The organism is Caulobacter sp. 73W, from assembly GCF_041021955.1.
Taxonomy (GTDB): Bacteria; Pseudomonadota; Alphaproteobacteria; order Caulobacterales; family Caulobacteraceae; genus Caulobacter.
This window is the reverse complement of sequence record NZ_CP158375.1, coordinates 1951479-1972257: the sequence shown is the minus strand read 5'-3', so window position 1 is coordinate 1972257 and position 20779 is coordinate 1951479. Positions and strand designations below refer to the sequence as shown.

Sequence of the window (20779 nt, the reverse complement as noted above, 5' to 3'; positions counted from 1 at the left end):
ACCCCTCTTAATCCTGATTGAGCCGCGCGCGAACCCTGCCGCGGAAGATCACCCGGTCGCCCTTGTCCTCGACCGTATAGCCGTTGGCGTTCAGTTGCGTGCCCGGACCTTCGCCGCGCACCGGTCCCTGACCGACCACGCGGCCGGCGCGGGTGTCGACATTGGCCTCTTCCGCCGCGAAGCGGTAGCCGCCGGCGTCGCTGAATTTCACGTCGCCCTGCAGCCTCAGGGTCCGGTCGCTTTCGCGGTAGATGCCGGTTCGGGCGGTGGCGCGGGTCTCGGACGGGCCGTTCATGGCCAGGCTGACGTCCGGCTGCTCCAGCCTGATGACATTGATGTCGTTGTCGTCGCGCGCGGCGCTCTTGGCGCTGATGCGGAAGGGGCGGCCCTTCTCGTCGCGGCCGAAGAAGCGCGGATTGGTCATGCGCACGACCGTCGAGGCCTTCTCCAGCGAAGGCGTCTCGCGGGCGAAGGCGTTCCAAACCACCTGCGCGCCCAGCATCAGCACCAGGACCCCCGCCGCAGCGGGCAGGGCCCAGCGCAGGGTCCGCACGGCGCGCGAGCGTTTGCGCCAGCGCCGGATATCAGGCTGGGACGAACGGTCGGGCATGGCGGCGGCTTGGGTCATTGATGGACCTTAGGCGTGGGCGAAGATGTCTGTCTCTTCCCAACCGGCGATGTCGAGCTTGGCGCGGGTGGGAAGGAAGTCAAAGCAGGCCTGGGCCAGCTCGGTGCGGCCTTCGCGGGCCAGCATGGCGTCGAGCCGCGCCTTGACCACGTGCAGGTGCAGCACGTCGCTGGCGGCGTAGGCCAGCTGTTCGGGGCTGAGCGTCGCCGATCCCCAGTCGGAGCTCTGCTGAGCCTTGGACAACTCCACGCCGGCGCACTCGCGCACCACATCCTTCAGGCCGTGGCGGTCGGTATAGGTGCGGGCGAGCTTCGAGGCGATCTTGGTGCAGTAGACCGGCGTGGTGGTCACGCCCAGGTGCAGGTCGAACATGGCGATGTCGAACCGGCCGAAATGGAAGAGCTTCAGCACCTTCGGATCGGCGAGCAGGGCCTTCAGATTCGGCGCGTCATAGGCCGGGCGGTTCAGGCGAACGATGTGGGCGTCGCCCTTGCCGTCGGAGATCTGCACGACGCAGAGCTTGTCGCGCCCCAGGCGCAGACCCATGGTCTCAGAATCGACGGCGACGGAGGTTGCGCCCGCGAAGACGTCGGCGGGCAGGTCGCCTTCATGAAGAAAATTGGCCAAGGGTCTCGAATGCTCCGGCGGTGTTGGCGCTTTTATATAGCGCGCCGCCGGTTTGGCGCCCGCTCTTTTAGGTAGAAAAGAGCGATGGTGCCCAGGAGAGGACTCGAACCTCCACGGCCGTTAAGCCACTGGCACCTGAAGCCAGCGCGTCTACCAATTCCGCCACCTGGGCCCGCTCCGCATCCACCGGATCGGCGCGAGGCCGGGACCTTTAGAGAAGGCTTTTGGGCGCGTCAACACGTACCTTCGCTAAAAAGCATCTGCGTTGCGAATAACCTCTGGTTCGGGTATCCCGCGCCCCACAAACAAAGGGATTTCCCATGCAAGGCTTGGTGACGGTTTTCGGCGGCTCGGGGTTCATCGGGACCCAAGTGGTTCGCGCCTTGGCCAAGCAGGGCTGGCGCGTCCGCGTCGCGGTGCGCCGTCCGCACCTGGCGTTCCGCATGCGCATGCTCGGCGACGTCGGCCAGATCCAGGTCGTCCAGGCCAATATCCGCAACGGCGCGTCAGTCGCTCGCGCGCTTGAAGGGGCCGAGGCCTGCGTCAATCTGGTCGCGGTGATGCAGGAGCGCGGCCGCCAGGGCTTCTTGAGCCTGCACGCGACGGCCGCCGGCAAGGTGGCCGAGGCCGCCAAGGCCGCCGGCGTCCAGCGCTTCGTGCACATGTCGGCCCTCGGCGCCGATGCGCAGTCGCAATCGAAGTACGCCCGCACCAAGGCGCTGGGCGAGGAAGCCGTGCGCAAGGCGTTCCCGGGCGCGGTCGTCCTGCGCCCGTCAATCGTGTTCGGTCAGGAAGACAGCTTCTTCAACATGTTCGCCCGCATGGCGAGCTTGGCGCCGGCCCTGCCGCTGTTCGGCGGCGGCGAGACCAAGTTCCAGCCGGTCTTCGTGGCGGACGTGGCCCAGGCCGTCGCCCTGGCGGCGACCAAGCCCGAGCACGCCGGCAAGACCTTCGAGCTGGGCGGCCCGGCCGTGTTCAGCTTCAAAGAGATTTTGGAGCTCATCCTGCGCGAGACCGGCCGCAGCCGTCCGCTGCTGCCCGTGCCGTGGTTCGCCGCCAAGCTGATGGGCTCGGCCGGCGACCTGGTCTCCGGGATCATCCCGGCGCCGATCACCAGCGATCAGGTGATCCTGCTGCAGACGGATAATGTGGTGTCGGGCGCCCAGCCGGGTCTGGCCGAACTGGGCGTCTCGCCGACGACGGTCGAGGCGATCGTGCCGACCTACCTCTATCTCTACCGCAAGGGCGGTCAGTACGCCCCGCTGCCGGAAGGCGCGCTTTAAGCGCGCTTTAGTTGCGGGCCTTGCGCGCGGCGTAACGGGCGTCGCGCTTGGCCTTCTGCTCGGCCGCGGTCAGGGCCTTGCGTTCCTTGCGCTCCGCGCGCTTGGCGGCCAGGGCTTCATCGGCCAGGGCCTGCTCGGCCTGACGTTCGGCTTCCACGGCCTCCGCGGCCGCTTGCTTGGCGGCGGCCTTCTGCTCGGCCCGGGCCTGACGCACGCGCTCGACTTCGGCTTCACGCATCGCCTGGCGCTGTTCAAAGTTCGGGTCGGTCACGGTCGCCTTGGGCTTCAGCTTGGCCACCAGGGCCTGGCGGGCTTCGGCGGCGGTCTTCAGGCGATCTGAAAAGTCGACATTCTTCATGCGTGATTGAGGTCCTTTTGTGGGTCGAGGCTCGCGCGCCGCAGGATGCGTCACGTGATCAGGGTCGAAAGAGGATCAGGGCAGGCTCGGTTGCGCGATCGATGATCAAGCGCCGCGAGACAGGCGGACCGAAACGATATTCAACCCCGCCACCATAGCGCAAAAAGCGCCTCTCCACAAACGGGAGTCCCGCCGACCTATTGGCCGGCGGGTTCGCGCAGGCAAATCTGGGCCAGGACAAAGGACGTCACGGCGCAGGCGGTGATGCCGGCGACCATCGACAGGGGCTTGCCGTCGGCGAACAGGCCGGCCGCCGCCATGGTCGCCGCGCCGATCGTGATGTGGATCGCCCCCATCAGGGCCGAAGCCGCTCCGGCGATGCGGCCGTGCGCCTCCATGGCCAGGACGCCGGTGGTCGGCATGACCAGCCCCAGGAAGCCCCAGCCCACGAACAGCAGGCCGCTCATCACCGCCAGGCCGCCATGGCCCGTGGCGAACAGCGCCGTCAGCAGGGCCATCGAGGCGGCGAAGCCGGTGATCGCCATGCGCACCAGCCGCGTCAGGCCAAAGCGCCTGGACAGCGTCCCCGTGAACTGGGCCGCGGCGAAGAACGCCGCGGCGTTGAAGGCGAAGAAGATCGCGAAGGCGCTGGGCGACAGGCCGTAGTGGTCGATGATCACGAAGGACGAGTTGGCCACATAGACGAAGAAGGCCGACACCCCAAAGGCGCCGACCAGCACCGCGCTCAAGTAATGTCGGTCCTTCATCAGCTTGCCGTAGCTGATCAGGGCGCTGGTCCAAGAGCTTTCGCTGCGGGCCTCCGGCGGGCGGGTCTCCTTCATGACGAAGATGCTCAGCAGCAGACCGATGACGGCGGCGATGGCCGTGGCCCAGAACACACCGCGCCAGCCGGCGGCGGCGATCACCAGGCCGCCCACCGACGGCGCCAGGATCGGCGAGATGCTGAACACCAGCATCAGCAGCGACATCAGCCGCGCCGCTTCGGGACCGGTATAGAGGTCGCGGACCACGGCGCGGGGCACGACCGATCCGGCGCAAGCGCCCACGGCCTGCACAACGCGGAAGGCGATTAGCGCCTCGATGGTCGGCGACAGGGCGCAGCCGATGCTGCCGATGATGAACAGCACCAGGCCGAAATAGAGCGGCTGCTTGCGGCCCATCATGTCCGATAGCGGCCCGTAGACGAGCTGGCACACGCCCGAGGCGATGAAATAGGCCATCAGGCTCATCTGCACCGCCGCCGGATCGGCCTGCAGGCTGGCGCCGATCGACGGCAGTGCCGGCAGGTACATGTCGATGGCGAAGGGCCCGATCGCCGAAATCAGGCCAAGAACAACGGCGAGGCCGAGAAACTGGCGGCTCGTGGCCATGACTATCCCCTGTTGAGAATGACGCTTGCCCGTAGAAGGCGCGTCAGCGGCAGCCGCGTCCCGGCGGCGCCCGGACGCTAGCTAGGTCGAACGAGCCTCAGGCTCAAGATATCTTGGCCAGCACCCCCCAATCAGGGCTCCTGGCGAATCAGGTTGTGGCGATAATGACGCTCGTTGAACCGTGGGAGGGATGGACATGGCCGGCTTTACGTTCACCGATTTCACCTTGCCGGTGCGCAGCGGGTACGCCAGCGCCAGCAGCCACGAGGTCGCCCTGGCGGACTTCAATGGGGACGGCAAGCTGGACGTTGTTCTGTCCTATTTTCTCTATCCTCTTGAAGACCGGGGCGTGCCGATCCGGGTGCTGACCGGCGACGGGACCGGCAAGTTCGTGGACGGCACGTCCAGCCTGTTCGCCAATCCGCCGGTGACGGTCCATGGCCGCCAGATCGTCCTCGCCGACTTCAACAAGGATGGGCGCTCGGACGCGTTCTTCGCCGACCATGGTCTGGATGCCGCGCCGTTTCCCGGCGCAAGGAACGCACTTTTCTTGTCGCAGGGGGCCTTGGGCCTGACAAATGCAGTGGCAGCCCTGCCTTCTATCGCCGACTTCAGCCATTCCGCCGCCGCGGCCGATGTGGATGGCGATGGCGACATCGACCTTTTCGTGGGTAATCAAGGCGATGGGGAAGAGTACCCGTACATTCTGCTGAACAATGGCGCCGGCGGTTTCACGCTGCAGCGCAGCGGTCTTCCGACGACGCTTCACAGTGGCGATCCGGGCATAACCACCAGCACTTTGTTTGATGCTGATCGCGACGGGGATCTAGATCTCTTTCTCGGACCTTGGGATCCGAGAAGCCGGGCTGCGGTGGTTCTCGAGAACGACGGCAGAGGAAATTTCCTGCGCACCCTGACGACCATTCCCGTCCCGGCGCACGGAACTTCGGAGAATGTAATCGACAGCCATGCCGTCGATATCAACGGTGACGGCGCGCTCGACCTTGTGATCAATACCGTGGTCGATTTCTTCAGTGTCGGCTCCATCCGTTTCTACATCAACGATGGGACCGGAAAGTTCACCGACGAAACAGCCTCGCGCCTGCCAAGTCGAAGCGCTGAAGGTTGGAACACGCGTGTCCAGTTCGCCGATATCAATGGCGATGGAAAAGTGGACATGCTCGTGTCGAACGGCACGTCACGCCCGGTCTTCCTTAATGATGGCGCGGGAAAATTCATCCAGACCGCCGAAGGCTATCTTCCGGGGGCGGGCCAATATGACCAATATCATGCCGCCGATCTCAATGGCGACGGGCGGATGGACATCTTCTCCGTGCGTGGCCTGTACAACGGCAATGAGCAATTCCGCGTCTATCTCGCCACCCCGCCGGAGCCGTTGAACCCAGCGATCACGACAGCGATCAGTTCGATCCTGCGGGGCTCCAGCAACACCCTGGCCACTGACCTTTCGGCCAAGGTTTCCGCCGGGACCCTGACCCAGGGCCAGGCGATCGCCGAGATCGTCAAGGCGGCGGATCAGACGACTTCGGTGGCGACGCTCTCCTACCTGTTCTTCACCGGCAAGATCCCGGGCTCGGCCGGGGTGGACTACCTGGTCTCGCCCACGGGTCCGAACCCGAACAATCTCAACTCGGCCTACTTCCAGTCGTTCAATCTGGAGAACCGCTACATCAACTTCGCGGTGAACCTGGGCCGTGACGGCGAAGGCAAGGCCGCCTTCCTGACCGAGTTCGGCGGCTTGAGCCTCTTCGACGCCACCAAGAAGGCCTACGCCAAGATCTTCGGCGGCATGCCGGCCAACTCCAAGGTCACGACCCTGTTGTCCGGCGGCCGCGACGCCTACTTCGCCTCCTATGGCGGCGACGGCGTGAACGGCCAGGGGACCAAGGCGGCCATGGTCGGCTGGCTGCTGGCCGAGGCCGAGAAGGGCGACCTGGGCGTCATGGCCCGCTCCAACGCCGCCTGGCTCACGGATCTCGCCGACGGCTCGGCGCCCTACGCCATCGACATCACCGGCCCCGCGGCGGGTTACTACAAGAGCGAATTCGTTTTCGGCGGCTAACAGAGCATCCCCCAAACGGGGAATGCGCATAGCGGTCTGATCCTTAAGCTAGACCCCGAAATCAACCGAGGCGATCATGGCCACTCCAACACTCAGCACCACCAAGCCACCCACCGCGAGCGCGTACTACAAGGTCGGTCAGTTCGGCATTGAGACCCGGTCGATCCGTGAGGACCATGGCGTCTACTACTACCCGACGGCGAATGATCGGCACGAGCCGGGGATCTTCTCGCTTGGCATGCCCTACAGCGGCGTCGGTGATTTCAACGGTGACGGTTTCAAGGACATTGTCCTGGGCTGGGTCGCATTTCCGCATACGATTCCGCGTCAGGCGACTATCGCACCTAGCCTCTACCTGAATGACGGCAGGGGCGGCCTGCGATTGGCGACGAACTCAGAAGCCGATCCAATCCCCGCCATCTTCAAGGGCCAAAGATTCGCTGTCGCCGACCTCAACGGTGACGGCGTGGACGATATCGTCCAGGCCAGCGAGGGGATGAATCAGCGCAATACGGACGGGACCTACACCACCAAGTATGACCCCATCGTCTTGATGCTGTCGGCGCCCGGCGGCCGGATCGTCAACGCCACCACCAACATTCAGGGTCAGGAGTTTTTTGCTCCGCCCGCGGGATATGGGGTCGGCCACGAGATTTCGGTGGGTGATGTCGATGGTGACGGCGACAAGGACCTCTTCAGCGGCAAGCTGTTGTTCCTCAACGACGGCAAGGGCAAGTTCACCGCAGCCACCGGCGCGTTGCCCGATGCGGTCAAGCCTGGCCACACCATCCTGACGGCCTCGGCCATTGGCGACGTCGACGGCGACGGCAAGGCCGACATTTTCGCGGCCTATATCGACGGGACCCAAGTGCTCGCGCTTTCGCGGTGGAACGGGCAGTCCTCAGGCTGGCAACTGCAGACGATTCCCCAAGGTCTTTATGGGGCCAACACCAAGCCCAACGACGCCGAAATGGCCGACGTCAACGGTGACGGCAAGCTCGACATCATCGTCACCCAGACCCGATCGGAGCCCTACTATCAGGGCGCTGGGGTCCAGGTCCTGATCAACAAGGGCGGCGGTCAGTTTGTTGATGAGACGTCGTCACGGATCGACAACGGTCCGCGCGACAAATGGTGGGGCGAAGGTGAGATCTACCTCGCCGACTTCGACGGCGATGGCGACATCGACCTTAGCCACAGCACCGACTACGACTTCAAGGACGGCAAGGTGGTCAGCGGCGGGGCCGCGATCGCGCTCAATGACGGCACGGGCAAGTTTACCTGGCTGGCCCAGGCTGTTTACGCTGATGTCAAACCCTATCAGCTTGCCGGTTATGAGGACACCGAGCCCTTCCAGCAGCGACCTCTGCCTCCCCGACTGTTTCCGATCGATCTCGACGGCAAGGGGGCCATAGACTTCGTCGCTCAGGTGCAAACGCCGTTCAGCAAATGGCCGACGACTGAGCCGGCGGCCTATACGACCTACAGCGTGGTCAACACCGCGCCTCTGCCTGGTTCGGCCGATCCGACGATCCTAGCTGCCACCGCGGCGATGCTGCGGGGTCCCAATAGCGCTCTGGCGGCCGATCTTTCGGCCAAGGTTTCCGCCGGGACCCTGACCCAGGCCCAGGCGATCGCCGAGATCGTCAAGGCGGCGGATCAGACGACTTCGGTGGCGACGCTCTCCTACCTGTTCTTCACCGGCAAGATCCCGGGCTCGGCCGGCGTTGACTACCTGGTCTCGCCCACGGGGCCGAACCCGAACAATCTCAACTCGGCCTACTTCCAGTCGTTCAACCTGGAGAACCGCTACATCAATTTCGCGGTGAACCTGGGCCGTGACGGCGAAGGCAAGGCCGCCTTCCTGACCGAGTTCGGGGGCTTGAGCCTCTTCGACGCCACCAAGAAGGCCTACGCCAAGATTTTCGGGGGGACGCCGGCCGACTCCAAGGTCACGACCCTGCTGTCCGGCGGCCGCGACGCCTACTTCGCCTCCTATGGCGGCGACGGCGTGAACGGCCAGGGGACCAAGGCGGCCATGGTCGGCTGGCTGCTGGCCGAGGCCGAGAAGGGCGACCTGGGCGTCATGGCCCGCTCCAACGCCGCCTGGCTCACGGATCTCGCCGACGGCTCGGCGCCCTACGCCATCGACATCACCGGCCCCGCGGCGGGTTACTACAAGAGCGAATTCGTTTTCGGCGGTTAGCGGGCGGGGAATGTCGCTAGCAGGATCAGGCCGATCACCCCCACGACGACACGCCATATAGCAAACGGCGTGAAGCCGTGGCGGGTGATGAAGTTCAGCACGGTTCGTACGACAAACACCGCTGAAACAAAGGCGAAGACGAAGCCCAGGCCGATGAGGCCGGCGTCATCCATGCTGAGGGCGTCGATGTTCTTGTAGAGATCATAGGCGAAGGCGCCGGCCATGGTCGGCATGGCCAGGAAGAACGAGAACTCCGCCGCCGAGCGCTTGTCGCACTTCATCAGCAGGCCGCCGGCGATCGTGGCGCCGGAGCGCGAGACGCCCGGGATCAGGGCGACGGCTTGGCACAAGCCGATGATCAGGGCGGTCTTCAGCGAGAACTGGGTCACGTCGGTGTAGCGCGGCTCGCTCTTCATCCGGTCCAGCAGGGCCAGGATGACGCCGCCGATGATCAGGTTGATGCAGATCAGGGCCGGGAACTCGTAGAGCACCGTCTTGATGAAGTCGTGCGCCGCCACGCCGATCAGCACGGCCGGCACGACGCCCAGGATGATGGCGGCGATGAAGCGGCGGCTGGCCGGATCGCTCGGGGCGGTGATCAGCAGGGTCCACAGCCGGGTGAAGTAGACGCTGACGATGGCCAGGATCGCGCCCAGCTGGATCAGCACCTCAAAGGTGTTCCCCGTGCTGTCGAAGCCGAGGAAGTGCCCAACCAGCAGCATGTGCCCGGTGGAGGACACCGGAATGAACTCGGTTAGGCCCTCGATCAGGCCCAGCACGATGGCGATCAACCAATCCGGCATTCCAAGGTCCTCCGACAGGGCGTCAGACGTCGTCCGATAAGGTAAACATGTCGTTTAGTCCATGAAGTGTACTGATAACGACTCGCATCTTCTGGTTTCAGCCCTCAGGCCCGGGTTTGGGGCTGAATAATGGTCAACTATAGAGACAATGCCGTTTTCTCGGCATTGAAGCGAACGTAAGACCCTGGCGCGCGCAAGGTTATGCCTCTGTGAGGCCGTGCGCACGTCGACAAGGGGAAGATCATGGCCGAACGCATGTTGAAGTTCACGGTGACGCCGCGGCGGATGCCGGAGAAACGCGACGCAGCGCAGCGTTCGGACGACTTCCTGGAAATCTACGGCGACTTCATTGACGCCAAGGCGACAGAGCAGGCCTCGCGTTGCTCGCAGTGCGGCGTGCCGTTCTGCCAGTCGCACTGCCCGCTGCACAACAACATCCCCGACTGGCTGCGGATGACCGCCGAGGGACGCGTGCAGGAGGCCTATGACCTGTCGCAGGCCACCAACGCCATGCCCGAGATCTGCGGGCGCATCTGCCCGCAGGACCGCCTGTGCGAAGGCAATTGCGTCATCGAACAGTCGGGCCACGGCACCGTCACCATCGGCGCGGTCGAGAAGTATCTGTCCGACAAGGCGTGGGAAGAAGGCTGGGTGCGCCCGCTGGTCGCCGGCCCATCCCGCGGCCAGTCGGTGGGCGTCGTCGGCGCCGGTCCGGCCGGCCTGGCGGCCGCCGAGCGCCTGCGCGAGGGCGGCTATGACGTGGTGGTCTATGACCGCCATGACCGCCCCGGCGGCCTGCTGATCTACGGCATCCCCGGCTTCAAGCTGGAGAAGGACGTGGTCGAGCGCCGCACCCGCCGGCTGGCCGAGGGCGGGGTCGTCTTCCAGCTCGGCTTCGAGGTCGGCAAGGACGCCACGCTCGAACAACTGCGCGCCCGGCACGACGCCGTGCTGATCGCCACGGGCGTCTATGCCGCCCGCGACCTGACCGCGCCGGGCGCCGGGTCGAACGGCGTGGTCGCCGCGCTCGACTATCTGATCGCCTCCAACCGTCAGAGCCTGGGCGACGAGGTGGCCGAGATCGCCTCCGGCCAGCTGAACGCCGAGGGCAAGGACGTGGTCGTGGTCGGCGGCGGGGACACCGCCATGGACTGCGTGCGCACCGCCATCCGCCAGGGCGCCAAGTCGGTGTCGTGCCTCTATCGCCGCGACAAGGCCAACATGCCCGGCTCCATGCGCGAGGTCGCCAACGCCGAGGAAGAAGGCGTCCACTTCGAGTGGCTCGCCGCGCCCAAGGCGGTGAAGGGCGACGCCGACGCGGTCACCGGCGTCCACGCCGCGCGCATGCGCCTGGGCTCGCCTGACGCCTCGGGCCGCCAGTCGCCGGAAGAGGTTCCGGGCGGCGACTTCGACAAGCAGGCCCAGCTGGTGATCAAGGCCCTGGGCTTCGAGCCCGAGAACCTGCCGCAACTGTGGTCCGCGCCCGACCTGAAAGTCAGCCGCAGCGGCACGGTGCGCGCCGACTTCCGCACCCAGATGACCAATCTCGACGGCGTGTTCGCCGCCGGCGACATCGTGCGCGGCGCCTCCCTCGTGGTGTGGGCGATCCGCGACGGACGCGACGCCGCCGACTCCATCCATTCCTACCTGACGGCCAAGGCGAGCGCTCCGGCGCTGGCGGCGGCGGAGTAACGATCATGAGCGACGTTCTCGACCTCTATTTCGCCAACCGCCAGCGCCTGATCGACGGTCACGCCTATGACCCCAGCAGCGAGCGCGACAACTGCGGCGTGGGCCTGGTCTGCGCCGTCGACGGCCAGCCGCGCCGCGAAGTCGTCGAACTGGCGATCAAGGCCCTGAAGGCCGTCTGGCACCGGGGCGCCGTGGACGCCGACGGCAAGACCGGCGACGGCGCGGGCATCCTGCTGTCCGTGCCGCAGGACTTCTTCGCCGACCAGGTGCGCCGCACCGGCCACGCCCTGCGTCCCGGTCCGATCGCCGTGGGCCAGGTCTTCCTGCCGCGCACCGATCTGGGCGCCCAGGAAGCCGCCCGGACCATCGTGGAGAGCGAGGCCCTGCGCTTCGGCTTCTACATCTATGGCTGGCGCCAGGTGCCTGTGAACACCGCCGTCATCGGCGAGAAGGCCAACGCCACCCGCCCCGAGATCGAGCAGATCATGCTCGCCGCGCCGGACGGCCTGGAAGGCGAGGCGCTGGAGCGCGCCCTCTTCCTGTGCCGCAAGCGCATCGAGAAGCGCGTCGCCGCCTCGAACCTGAACGGCTTCTACCTGTGCTCGTTCTCGGCCAAGTCCCTGATCTACAAGGGCATGTTCCTGGCCGAACACATCAACGAGTTCTATCCGGACCTGAATGACGAGCGCTTCGCCGCCGCGGTGGCGATCTTCCACCAGCGCTACTCGACCAACACCTTCCCCGAATGGCGCCTGGCGCAGCCGTTCCGGATGCTGGCCCACAACGGCGAAATCAACACGCTGAAGGGCAACGTCAACTGGATGAAGAGCCACGAAATCCGCATGGCCGCCCAGGCCTTCGGGGATTTCGGCGAGGACGTGAAGCCGGTCATCCAGCCGGGCGTGTCGGACAGCGCCGCCCTCGACAACACCTTCGAGGTGCTGGTCCGCGCCGGCCGCGACGCGCCCATGGCCAAGGCCCTGCTGATGCCGGAGGCTTGGAACGGCAAGACCGAGGAGCAGATGCCCGCCTCGCACCAGGCGCTCTACTCCTACTGCAACGCCGTGATGGAGCCGTGGGACGGCCCCGCCGCCGTCTGCGCCACCGATGGCCGCTGGGTCGTGGCCGGCAAGGACCGCAATGGCCTGCGCCCCCTGCGCGTCTCCTACACCGACGACGGCCTGGTCATCATGGGTTCCGAAGCGGGCATGTGCGGCGTGGCCGACACCCGCATCGTCAAGAAGCTGAACATCTCGCCCGGGCGGATGATCGCCATCGACCTGGCCAACGGCCAGCTGTTCAGCGAGGACGAGATCATCGACGAACTTGCCGAGCGCCACCCCTATACCCAGTGGCTCGGCAACATCCGCGATCTCGACAAGGAGATCGGCCCGGGCCCTGAGCCGCGCCGCTATGGCCGCGAGGAGCTGGTGCGCCGACAGTTGGCCGCCGGCCTGACGCTGGAGGACCTTGAGATGGTCCTCGCCCCTATGGCCGAGGACGGCAAGGAAGCCGTCGGCTCCATGGGCGACGACACCCCGCTGGCGGTGCTGTCGGAGAAATACCGGCCGCTCAGCCACTTCTTCCGCCAGAACTTCAGCCAGGTCACCAACCCGCCCATCGATCCCCTGCGCGAGACGGGGGTGATGAGCCTGAAGACCCGCTTCAAGAACCTGGGCAACATCCTGTCCGAGGACGAGGCGCAGACCGACGTCTTCGTGCTGGAAAGCCCGGTCCTGACCACGGGGATGTACGAGCGCATCGTGCCGGTGATCGGCGACAAGAACATCGCCGTCATCGACTGCTCGATGCCGATCCCGGTCCCCGAGGCGCGGCCCGGCGACGCCCTGCGCGCCAACCTCGAGCGCATCCGCGCCGAGGCCGAGGATGCGGCCCTGCGCGGCTGCTCGACGATCGTCCTGACCGACGAGGCTGTCGGCGCCGAGCGCGTGGCCATGCCGATGATCCTGGCCACCGGCGGTGTACATGCACACCTGGTCTCCAAGGGCCTGCGCTCCTACGTCTCGATCATCGTCCGCTCGGCGGAGTGCCTGGACACGCACTATTTCGCGGTGCTGGTCGGCGTCGGCGCCACGGCGGTGAACGCCTACCTGGCCCAGGAAAGCTTCCAGGACCGCATGGAGCGCGGCCTGACGGGCGAGCTGAGCCTTCGTGACCTCTGCCTGAACTTCAAGACCGCCATCGAGGGCGGCCTGCTGAAGATCCTGTCCAAGATGGGCATCAGCGTCATCTCGTCCTATCGCGGCGGCTACAACTTCGAGGCCGTCGGCCTGTCGCGGGCGATGGTCGCCGAGTACTTCCCCGGCATGCCGTCGCGCATCAGCGGCATCGGTCTGGCGGGTCTTGAGACCAAGGCGGTCGAGCTGCACCGCAAGGCGTGGGACGCCTCGGCCATCACCCTGCCGGTGGGCGGCTTCTACAAGGCTCGCCGCTCGGGTGAGGCGCACGCCTTCGAGGCGCGCATGATCCACACCTTGCAGCACGCCTGCGACACCGGCGACTACGCCGCCTACAAGCGCTGGAGCGAGGGGCTGCGGGGCTTCAAGCCGATCCAGCTGCGCGACCTGCTGGACTGGCGCTCGGACAATGCGGCGGTCAGCGTCGACGACGTCGAAAGCGTCAACGAGATCCGCAAGCGCTTCGTCACGCCGGGTATGAGCCTGGGCGCGCTGGCGCCGGAGGCGCACGGCGTCCTGAACATCGCCATGAACCGGATCGGGGCCAAGTCGGTCTCGGGCGAGGGCGGCGAGGACTCGGCCCGCTACCGCCCGCTGCCCAACGGCGACAACCCCAACAGCGCGGTCAAGCAGGTGGCCTCGGGCCGCTTCGGCGTCACGGCCGAGTATCTGAACCAGTGCCGCGAGATCGAGATCAAGGTGGCCCAGGGCGCCAAGCCCGGCGAGGGCGGGCAGCTGCCCGGCTTCAAGGTCACCGAGATGATCGCCCGCCTGCGCCACGCCACCCCTGGCGTGATGCTGATCAGCCCGCCGCCGCACCACGACATCTATTCGATCGAGGACCTGGCGCAGCTCATCTACGACCTGAAGCAGATCAACCCGGTCGCTCGCGTGACGGTGAAGCTGGTCTCCATGACCGGCATCGGCGCCATCGCCGCCGGGGTCGCCAAGGCAAAAGCAGATGTGATCCTGATCAGCGGCAATGTCGGCGGCACAGGCGCCTCGCCCCAGACCTCGATCAAGCACGCCGGCGGTCCGTGGGAGATGGGCCTGTCGGAGGCCAACCAGGTCCTGACCCTGAACAACCTTCGTCACTCGGTGATGCTGCGGGCCGACGGCGGCGTGCGCACCGGCCGCGACGTGGTCATCGCCGCCATGCTGGGCGCCGAGGAGTTCGGCATCGGCACGGCGTCGCTGATCGCCATGGGCTGCATCATGGTGCGCCAGTGCCATTCCAACACCTGCCCGGTGGGGGTCTGCACCCAGGACGAGGCCCTGCGCGCCAAGTTCACCGGCAGCCCCGAAAAGGTCATCAACCTCTTCAGCTTCATCGCCGAGGAGGTCCGCGAGATCCTGGCCTCCCTGGGCTTCAAGTCCCTGCAGGAGATCGTCGGCCGCACGGACCTGCTTCAGCAGGTCAGCCGCGGCGGCGAGCACCTGGACGATCTCGATCTCAACCCGCTGCTGGTCCGCGCCGACCCGGGCTCCAACAAGCCCTACTGCACGGTGGAGGGCCGCAACGCTGTGCCAGACACCCTGGACGCCCAGATCGTTCGCGACGCCGCGCCGCTGCTTGAGCGAGGCGAGAAGATGCAGCTGACCTACACGGTCCGCTCCACCGCCCGCACCATCGGCACCCGGACGTCCAGCCACATCGTGCGCAAGTTCGGCATGAAGGGCCTGCCCGCTGGGCACCTGACCCTGCAGCTGCGCGGTTCGGCCGGTCAGAGCCTGGGGGCCTTCGCGGTCCAGGGCCTGCGCATCGAGCTGACCGGCGAGGCCAATGACTATGTGGGCAAGGGCCTGTCGGGCGCGACCATCGTCGTTCGTCCCGGCGCGCACCTGGCCCGACCGGAAGACAACGCCATCCTTGGCAACACCATCCTCTATGGCGCGACGGCGGGCCGCGTGTTCGCCGCCGGCCAGGCGGGTGAGCGCTTCGCCGTCCGCAACAGCGGCGCGACCGCGGTGGTCGAGGGCATCGGGGCCAATGGCTGCGAGTACATGACCGGCGGCCAGGTGGTGGTGCTGGGCCCGGTGGGCGGCAACTTCGGCGCCGGCATGACCGGCGGCATGGCCTTCGTCTACGATCCGGACAACCGCTTCCCGGCCCTGGTCAATCCCGACAGCGTGGTGGTCCAGCGCCTGGCCTCGCCGCACTGGGAGGGTGTGCTGCGCTCGCTGGTCTCCGAGCATGCGCAGGAAACCGGCTCGCCGCAGGCCAAGGCCCTGCTGCGCGACTGGGATCACGTCCGAGGCGGCTTCTGGCAGATCTGCCCGAAAGAAATGGTCGGCCGCCTGTCCCACGCCCTGGTGGCGGAAGAAAAGGCGCACGAACGAGCCTGAAATGGAACCTGCGGGGCGACCGTGTCGCGCGGGTTTTCTATGCGAGCGCGACGGTCCAGGGATTGATCAACGCCACGCGGTTCCCTGGAAATCAGGCAGGTTTCGGGTGGCGAGCGTCATCTTGTGGACGCGCGCGGTCGCGGCGATCAGAGCGTCACGCTGCGACCTGGGGGCGGGCACATGCAATGCGGCGCAGGCCAAGGCGACAGACTTATCGACGGGGAGGATGCGGCCCTCGAACTCGGTGAGCACCTGCGTCTCCAGCCAGCGCCGCAGGCGCAAGCCTTGAGCGCTGTCTCGCCGCTCGATCTGGAGGACGCCCTGCTCCAGCTCCAGGACGGTGATCGCGCTGAGGTGCAGGCCTGAGGGCTCCAGCTGTTCGGCCCACGCCGCGACATGGGGGTCGATTCTGGACGAGCCGAGCTTTCGCATCTCCGAAATCACATTGGTGTCGAGTAAAGGCGCTCATCGAAATCCGCAGGTCGACTGCGGATGTCCGCCGCCTGGGGCTCGAAGGTGATCTCTTCGCTGTCGGCCATCCCCAGTATCGCCGAGAGGGGCAAGCGCGCAGCCGTCAGTTTGCGATACTGGTCAAAGGTCAGCACCACGTAAGCTGGCCTGCCACGGTCCGTGATCACGACCGGCCCGTTGGTGGCGGCTTTCTTCACGCCACTGGGATCTTGATTGAACTCGCGGCTGGACACGGTGGTGATCATGGCGACGGCTCCCGAGAATGTAGGCATGTTGCTTCCATGGCGCCGCTGGGCAAGCCTCCCCTGTGCGTCGGCGGCGAGTCCGTTTACCTCTGCGGTAAGCAGTCGGGGGATGGCATGACGAGTTGGAGCGAAGGCTACACGACGGACCTGCAGTACACGTCGTCCTTCTATAGCGAGCTTGCGCCGGCGCACCTTGGCTTCGCCGCCCTCGTGGCGGGCGCGCGGCCGCCGGCGTTGAGCGGCGAGTTCAACTATTGTGAACTGGGCTGCGGGCAGGGGGTCAGCGTCAATGTCCTGGCGGCGACCAATCCCCAGGGACGCTTCTGGGGCATGGACTTCAACCCGGCCCAGATCGCCAACGCCCGCAAGATGGCGGCGGACGCCCAGCTGACCAATGTGGAGTTCCGCGATTGGAGCTTCGCCCAGGCCATCGAGCGCGCGGACGACCTGCCCCGCTTCGACATCATCGCCCTGCACGGCGTCCTGACCTGGATCTCCGAAGAGAACGTCAGCCAGATCCTGGCCTTCATCGAGCGGACCCTGCAGCCCGGCGGCCTGGTCTATGTGTCATATAACGCCCTGCCGGGCTGGTCGCAGGCCCTGTCCTTCCGCCACATGGCGAGGCAGGTCTATCTGAAGGGCGACATCGACACGGCCCCCACGCGGGCGCTCGATCTGGCGCAGCGGATGAAGGACGCCGGCGGCGTCTACTTCGCGGTCAACCCGACCCTGGAGCCCAAGCTCGCCAATCTGCGCACCCAGCCGGGAGCCTATTTCGCCCACGAGTATCTAAACCGCCACTGGCGGCCGTTCCACTTCTCCGAGGTGGCCGAACGGATGGGCGAGGCGCGCCTGGATTTTGTGACCTCAGCCGGCCTGATGGAGAATATCCCCGAGGCGGCCACGACCCCGGACGCGGCGGCGGTGATCGCGCAGGAGGCCGGCGGCGACCGGGTGTGGACCGAGCAGCTTCGCGACTTCGCCAACAACAAGGGCTTTCGCCGGGACATCTTCGGTCGCGGGCTCAACCTGCTGAACCCCGTGGAGCTGGCCCTGACCCTGCACGGCCAGCACTTCGCCCTGGCCGCGCCGCGCGGCCGGATCAGCCTCAGCTTCAGCGGCCCGATGGGCGAGATGAGCGGCCCCGAGCCGGTCTATACGCCGGTCCTCGATCGTCTGGCGGCGGGCCCGGCGAGCTTCGTGGAGCTTCAGGGGCTGGTCCCTGAACAGAACCTCGCCCTGGCGATCCAGGTCCTCACCCTGCTGGTCCATTCCAAGCAGGTGCTGCCGGTCTTCCCCGAGACGGACGTCGAACCCGCGCGCCGGCTCAATCACGTGCTGCTCGACGCCTATCGCAAGGGACGCGCCTACAACGTCCTGGCCCTGCCGGCCGCCCGCACCGGGCAGGTGATCTCGGGCGCCGATCTGCTCGTCGCCTGCGCCGTCGTCGTCGGACGGGGCGAGGATATCGCGGACGCGGCGGCCTACGGTCAGGCCCTCCTCGCCGCCAGCGGCCGCGGCCTCAGCCCCGATGGGCGCGCCCTCGAAGGCGACGAGGCGCGGGCCTATCTGGTCGAGCAGATGACCCCGGCCTTTGAGGGCCGGATCGATGTCTGGAAGAGCCTCGGGGCGTTCTAGTCGCTCGGCGTCAGGCCGTTGTAGCAGGCGCGGGGGCGGATCAGGCGGCCGGTGCGCGACTGTTCGATGGCGTGGGCGATCCAGCCGGCGCAGCGGGCTGCGGCGAACAGGGTGAACGGTGCGTCGTCCGGCAGGGACAGGTGCTTGGCCAGGGCCGTGAGGGCGAAATCGATATTGGGGCGGCCGGAACCGGCCTCCTGCGCGGCTGCGGCCGTCGCCGCCCATCGCTTGGGGGTCTCGAACGCCGAGAGTAGAGTCTCGGCGCGGGGGTCGCCGTCGGGATAGAGCGGGTGGCCAAAGCCGGGCAGCGCTTCGCCGCGCATCATCCGGGCGGCGGTGGCCGCCTCCGGCCCGGCGCGCTTCACCTCCGCCAGATAGGTCTCCACCCGGCTGGCCATGCCGCCATGTAGTGGTCCGGACAGAGCCGCTAGGCCGGCCAGGGCGCTGGCCGCCAGGGACGCGCCGGTCGAAGCCGCGACCCGGGCCGCGAAGGTCGAGGCGTTGAGCTCGTGATCGGCCAGCAGCACCAGGGCGCGGCGGATCAGGTCGGCCCCGTCGGCGTCGCAGCCCCAGGCGGTCGCCAGGCGCTCATGCGCGGGGCCGCACCCTTCCTCTCCGCTGGCGGCGGCGGTGACGGCGGCGAGCAGGGAGGCCGCCTCCACGAACAGGGAGTTCGGCGATCGGCCCGCCAGGGGCAGGTCCGTCGCCGCGCGGCCGGCCAGGGTGGCGAACAGCCGGGCCCGGGCGGTCTTGCCTTTGGGAACAGGCGCGCCCTCGACAGGCGTCAGGTCCGGGTTTGTCTGGCCGCGCAGAAGCCGGCCGATCGCCTCGAAGTCGTGGGTCAGGGCCAGAGCCGTCGCGTCCTGGCCGCGATAGAACAGCCGCCCATGGGCCACGGTGGTGATCGCGGAGTCCAGGACCGGCTCGCCCCAGGCGATGGCGCTCTGGGCCACGTCGGCGGCCTTGCGGCCTCGCCGCTTGCGCTCGGCCAGCAGTTTGATGTCGGCGGCGCTGTAGCAGCTTCGACGCGGATCCGCGGCGTCGGCCTGCACGGCGATGCGGCCGCGGCTGACATAGGCGTAGAGCGTCTGCTGACGCACGCCCAGGGCGTTCATGGCTTCGGCGGCGCTCATCCAGTCCATGAGATATTGATTATATTGATCAAGATTGACGTCAATATATTTGGAGCGCGGACTGGCGGACGAGCTTTGAAGGAGTTTGCCATGTCCGGTCTTGAAGGCGTCGTCGCCGCCCAAACCATCTTGTCCGAGGTCGATGGCCAGGCTGGCCGCCTGGTCATCCGGGGACACGCCTTGGATCAGCTAGCCGGCCGCTGGACGTTCGAACAGGTGGTCGGCCTGCTGCTGGGCGGCTTCTTCCCGGACCTGCCGACAAACTTGGCGCCCCCCTAGGGGCCGCGCGCGTCAGGGTGTTCGACGAGGTCGCCCGCCTGGACACCGATCTTGTCGCCAGGGGACCGGTGGTGGCGGTTCGCGCCCTGATCGCCCGCCTGCCGGACGGCGACGACCTGGAGACGGCGTTGGCGCTCATCGCCGCCCCGGCGGTGTTCACGGCCGCCGTGGTGCGGGCGGCGGCAGGCCAGTCGCCGGTGGCGCCGGAGCCTGGGCTGGGCCACGCCGCCGATACGCTGCGCATGTTGCACGGCCGCGAGACTGGCGCCGCCCAGGCGGCGGCCCTGGACACCTATCTGGTCACCGTGTGCGACCACGGCCTAAACGCCTCGACCTTCGCGGCAAGGGTGGTGGCCTCCACCCAGGCGGGCCTGACCTCAGCGGTGCTGGCGGGGATCAGCGCTCTGAAGGGACCGCTGCATGGCGGCGCGCCGGAGCCGGTGATCGACATGCTGGACGCCATCGGCGACCCGGCGAGCGCGCGCGACTGGCTGGCGGCGGCCCTGGATCGCGGCGAGCGGCTGATGGGCTTCGGTCACCGGATCTATCGCGTCCGCGACCCTCGCGCCGACGCTTTGAAGGCCACCGTGCGCGGTCTGGTCCACGACAGCCAGGGCGCGGCGGGCCGCATCGCCTTCGCCGAGGCGGTGGAGCAGGCGGCCCTGGCGATCTTGCGCGAACGCAAGCCGGACCGGCCGCTGCAGACCAATGTGGAATTCTACACGGCCCTGCTGCTGGAGGCTCTGGGCTTCCCGCCCTCGGCCTTCACCTGCGTCTTCGCCATGGGCCGGGCGGCGGGCTGGGTCGCTCACGCCCGCGAACAGGCGGCCGGAGGCAAGCTCATCCGGCCGCAGTCGCTCTATGTGGGCCCTGCGCCCAAGGTTGCGGCCTAGGCGTCGCCGTCCGCCAGGTCGGCGATGCGGCCATCGACCGCCTCGCCACAGACGGTGGTGACGTTGTGGCCGACGTCCTTGACGCCGACACGGGCGGCGTGGGGCGGTTCGACAGACGTTTGTGGAAGGAGAGCTTCAGGCGTGGTGAACGTCATCATCGCGGGGTCCTTGAGGAGCGCGGCGGTTGTCGCCGCGTTACGGCGAGGTTCGCCTAACGCGGCCTGACGGGCCTTGCGACGGATCAAACCGCAGCAGCAACCGTGGGATCCCGACTTCGTCTACAGCTTCGGCTGGTTCGACTGGCGTCCCGGCGGCTGGTCCGTCCAGTACTCAAACTACTCGGGCAACCGATATCCTGGCGCCGACCGCGCCGCGGGAACCGGCCGGTTCAAGGACGGCACCATCTCCGTCACCTACAATCACGCGTTCTAAATCGCTCGCCCTTTCCATGCGGAAGACCGCTTGCGCCCAGTCGCCCAGCCGATAGGATCGTATACGATATCTG

The 20779-nt window shown here is 67.1% G+C and carries 16 protein-coding genes, 1 tRNA gene and 1 pseudogene; 8 read left to right on the top strand and 10 right to left on the bottom strand.

The genetic code is table 11. From position 1 onward, the window contains the following. Nucleotides 1-7: 7 nt before the first annotated feature. The 3 genes from lptC to ABOZ73_RS09155 all read right to left on the bottom strand — a co-directional run bounded on the left by lptC (nucleotide 8) and on the right by ABOZ73_RS09155 (nucleotide 1427). Nucleotides 8-628, bottom strand: a complete 621-nt coding sequence (gene lptC / locus ABOZ73_RS09165) for an LPS export ABC transporter periplasmic protein LptC (RefSeq protein WP_369062442.1) — start codon at nucleotides 626-628, stop codon at nucleotides 8-10. A 9-nt stretch (nucleotides 629-637) separates the two neighbouring features. Then, on the bottom strand, nucleotides 638-1255 hold the full coding sequence (locus ABOZ73_RS09160) for a ribonuclease D (RefSeq protein ID WP_369062441.1): 618 nt from the start codon (nucleotides 1253-1255) through the stop codon (nucleotides 638-640). Between the two features lie 85 nt (nucleotides 1256-1340). Beyond that, nucleotides 1341-1427, bottom strand: a tRNA-Leu gene (locus ABOZ73_RS09155). A 148-nt stretch (nucleotides 1428-1575) separates the two neighbouring features. Between ABOZ73_RS09155 and ABOZ73_RS09150 the strand changes: the two genes are divergently transcribed. After that, on the top strand, nucleotides 1576-2538 hold the full coding sequence (locus tag ABOZ73_RS09150) for a complex I NDUFA9 subunit family protein (RefSeq protein ID WP_369062440.1): 963 nt from the start codon (nucleotides 1576-1578) through the stop codon (nucleotides 2536-2538). Between the two features lie 7 nt (nucleotides 2539-2545). On the opposite strand, the gene ABOZ73_RS09145 is transcribed toward ABOZ73_RS09150, so the two are convergent. Both ABOZ73_RS09145 and ABOZ73_RS09140 read right to left on the bottom strand, forming a co-directional pair. Then, nucleotides 2546-2896 (bottom strand): DUF6481 family protein, encoded by a 351-nt coding sequence (locus ABOZ73_RS09145; RefSeq protein WP_369062439.1) that lies wholly within the window; start codon nucleotides 2894-2896, stop codon nucleotides 2546-2548. A gap of 197 nt (nucleotides 2897-3093) precedes the next feature. Next, entirely contained in the window at nucleotides 3094-4287 is a 1194-nt protein-coding gene (locus tag ABOZ73_RS09140; protein ID WP_369062438.1) for a multidrug effflux MFS transporter, read from the bottom strand. A 190-nt stretch (nucleotides 4288-4477) separates the two neighbouring features. On the opposite strand from ABOZ73_RS09140, the gene ABOZ73_RS09135 reads away from it, so the two are divergent. Then, nucleotides 4478-6370 carry an FG-GAP-like repeat-containing protein gene (locus ABOZ73_RS09135; RefSeq protein WP_369062437.1) on the top strand — a complete coding sequence of 631 codons (1893 nt, stop codon included), beginning with the start codon at nucleotides 4478-4480 and terminating at the stop codon, nucleotides 6368-6370. Nucleotides 6371-6446: 76 nt separating this feature from the next. Next, nucleotides 6447-8576 carry an FG-GAP-like repeat-containing protein gene (locus ABOZ73_RS09130; RefSeq protein WP_369062436.1) on the top strand — a complete coding sequence of 710 codons (2130 nt, stop codon included), beginning with the start codon at nucleotides 6447-6449 and terminating at the stop codon, nucleotides 8574-8576. Here ABOZ73_RS09130 and ABOZ73_RS09125 read toward each other — a convergent pair. Further along, nucleotides 8573-9379, bottom strand: coding sequence for an undecaprenyl-diphosphate phosphatase (locus ABOZ73_RS09125; protein ID WP_369062435.1), 807 nt, complete (start codon nucleotides 9377-9379; stop codon nucleotides 8573-8575). The genes ABOZ73_RS09130 and ABOZ73_RS09125 overlap by 4 nt on opposite strands. A gap of 243 nt (nucleotides 9380-9622) precedes the next feature. On the opposite strand from ABOZ73_RS09125, the gene ABOZ73_RS09120 reads away from it, so the two are divergent. Together ABOZ73_RS09120 and gltB are read left to right on the top strand one after the other, a co-directional pair. Further along, nucleotides 9623-11071: an NAD(P)-dependent oxidoreductase gene (locus tag ABOZ73_RS09120; protein ID WP_369062434.1), complete on the top strand. Its 1449-nt coding sequence runs from the start codon at nucleotides 9623-9625 to the stop codon at nucleotides 11069-11071. 5 nt (nucleotides 11072-11076) lie between these two features. Further along, nucleotides 11077-15615 carry a glutamate synthase large subunit gene (gltB, locus tag ABOZ73_RS09115; protein ID WP_369062433.1) on the top strand — a complete coding sequence of 1513 codons (4539 nt, stop codon included), beginning with the start codon at nucleotides 11077-11079 and terminating at the stop codon, nucleotides 15613-15615. A 66-nt stretch (nucleotides 15616-15681) separates the two neighbouring features. Here the strand turns inward: gltB and ABOZ73_RS09110 are convergent, their stop codons facing one another. Then, entirely contained in the window at nucleotides 15682-16047 is a 366-nt protein-coding gene (locus ABOZ73_RS09110; protein WP_369062432.1) for a type II toxin-antitoxin system VapC family toxin, read from the bottom strand. Nucleotides 16048-16055: 8 nt separating this feature from the next. Further along, nucleotides 16056-16331 carry a type II toxin-antitoxin system Phd/YefM family antitoxin gene (locus ABOZ73_RS09105; RefSeq protein WP_369062431.1) on the bottom strand — a complete coding sequence of 92 codons (276 nt, stop codon included), beginning with the start codon at nucleotides 16329-16331 and terminating at the stop codon, nucleotides 16056-16058. Nucleotides 16332-16445: 114 nt separating this feature from the next. Between ABOZ73_RS09105 and ABOZ73_RS09100 the strand changes: the two genes are divergently transcribed. Beyond that, nucleotides 16446-17969 carry a methyltransferase regulatory domain-containing protein gene (locus ABOZ73_RS09100; RefSeq protein ID WP_369062430.1) on the top strand — a complete coding sequence of 508 codons (1524 nt, stop codon included), beginning with the start codon at nucleotides 16446-16448 and terminating at the stop codon, nucleotides 17967-17969. On the opposite strand, the gene ABOZ73_RS09095 is transcribed toward ABOZ73_RS09100, so the two are convergent. After that, nucleotides 17966-19102 (bottom strand): citrate synthase, encoded by a 1137-nt coding sequence (locus tag ABOZ73_RS09095; protein WP_369062429.1) that lies wholly within the window; start codon nucleotides 19100-19102, stop codon nucleotides 17966-17968. The genes ABOZ73_RS09100 and ABOZ73_RS09095 overlap by 4 nt on opposite strands. A 90-nt stretch (nucleotides 19103-19192) precedes the next feature. Here ABOZ73_RS09095 and ABOZ73_RS09090 point away from each other — a divergent pair. Continuing rightward, nucleotides 19193-20274: pseudogene (locus ABOZ73_RS09090) on the top strand (citrate synthase/methylcitrate synthase). On the opposite strand, the gene ABOZ73_RS09085 reads toward ABOZ73_RS09090, so the two are convergent. Further along, entirely contained in the window at nucleotides 20271-20432 is a 162-nt protein-coding gene (locus ABOZ73_RS09085; RefSeq protein ID WP_369062428.1) for a hypothetical protein, read from the bottom strand. The pseudogene ABOZ73_RS09090 and the gene ABOZ73_RS09085 sit on opposite strands and share 4 nt — an antisense overlap. A 73-nt stretch (nucleotides 20433-20505) precedes the next feature. Between ABOZ73_RS09085 and ABOZ73_RS09080 the strand changes: the two genes are divergently transcribed. Then, on the top strand, nucleotides 20506-20706 hold the full coding sequence (locus ABOZ73_RS09080) for a hypothetical protein (protein WP_369062427.1): 201 nt from the start codon (nucleotides 20506-20508) through the stop codon (nucleotides 20704-20706). Nucleotides 20707-20779 lie beyond the last annotated feature (73 nt).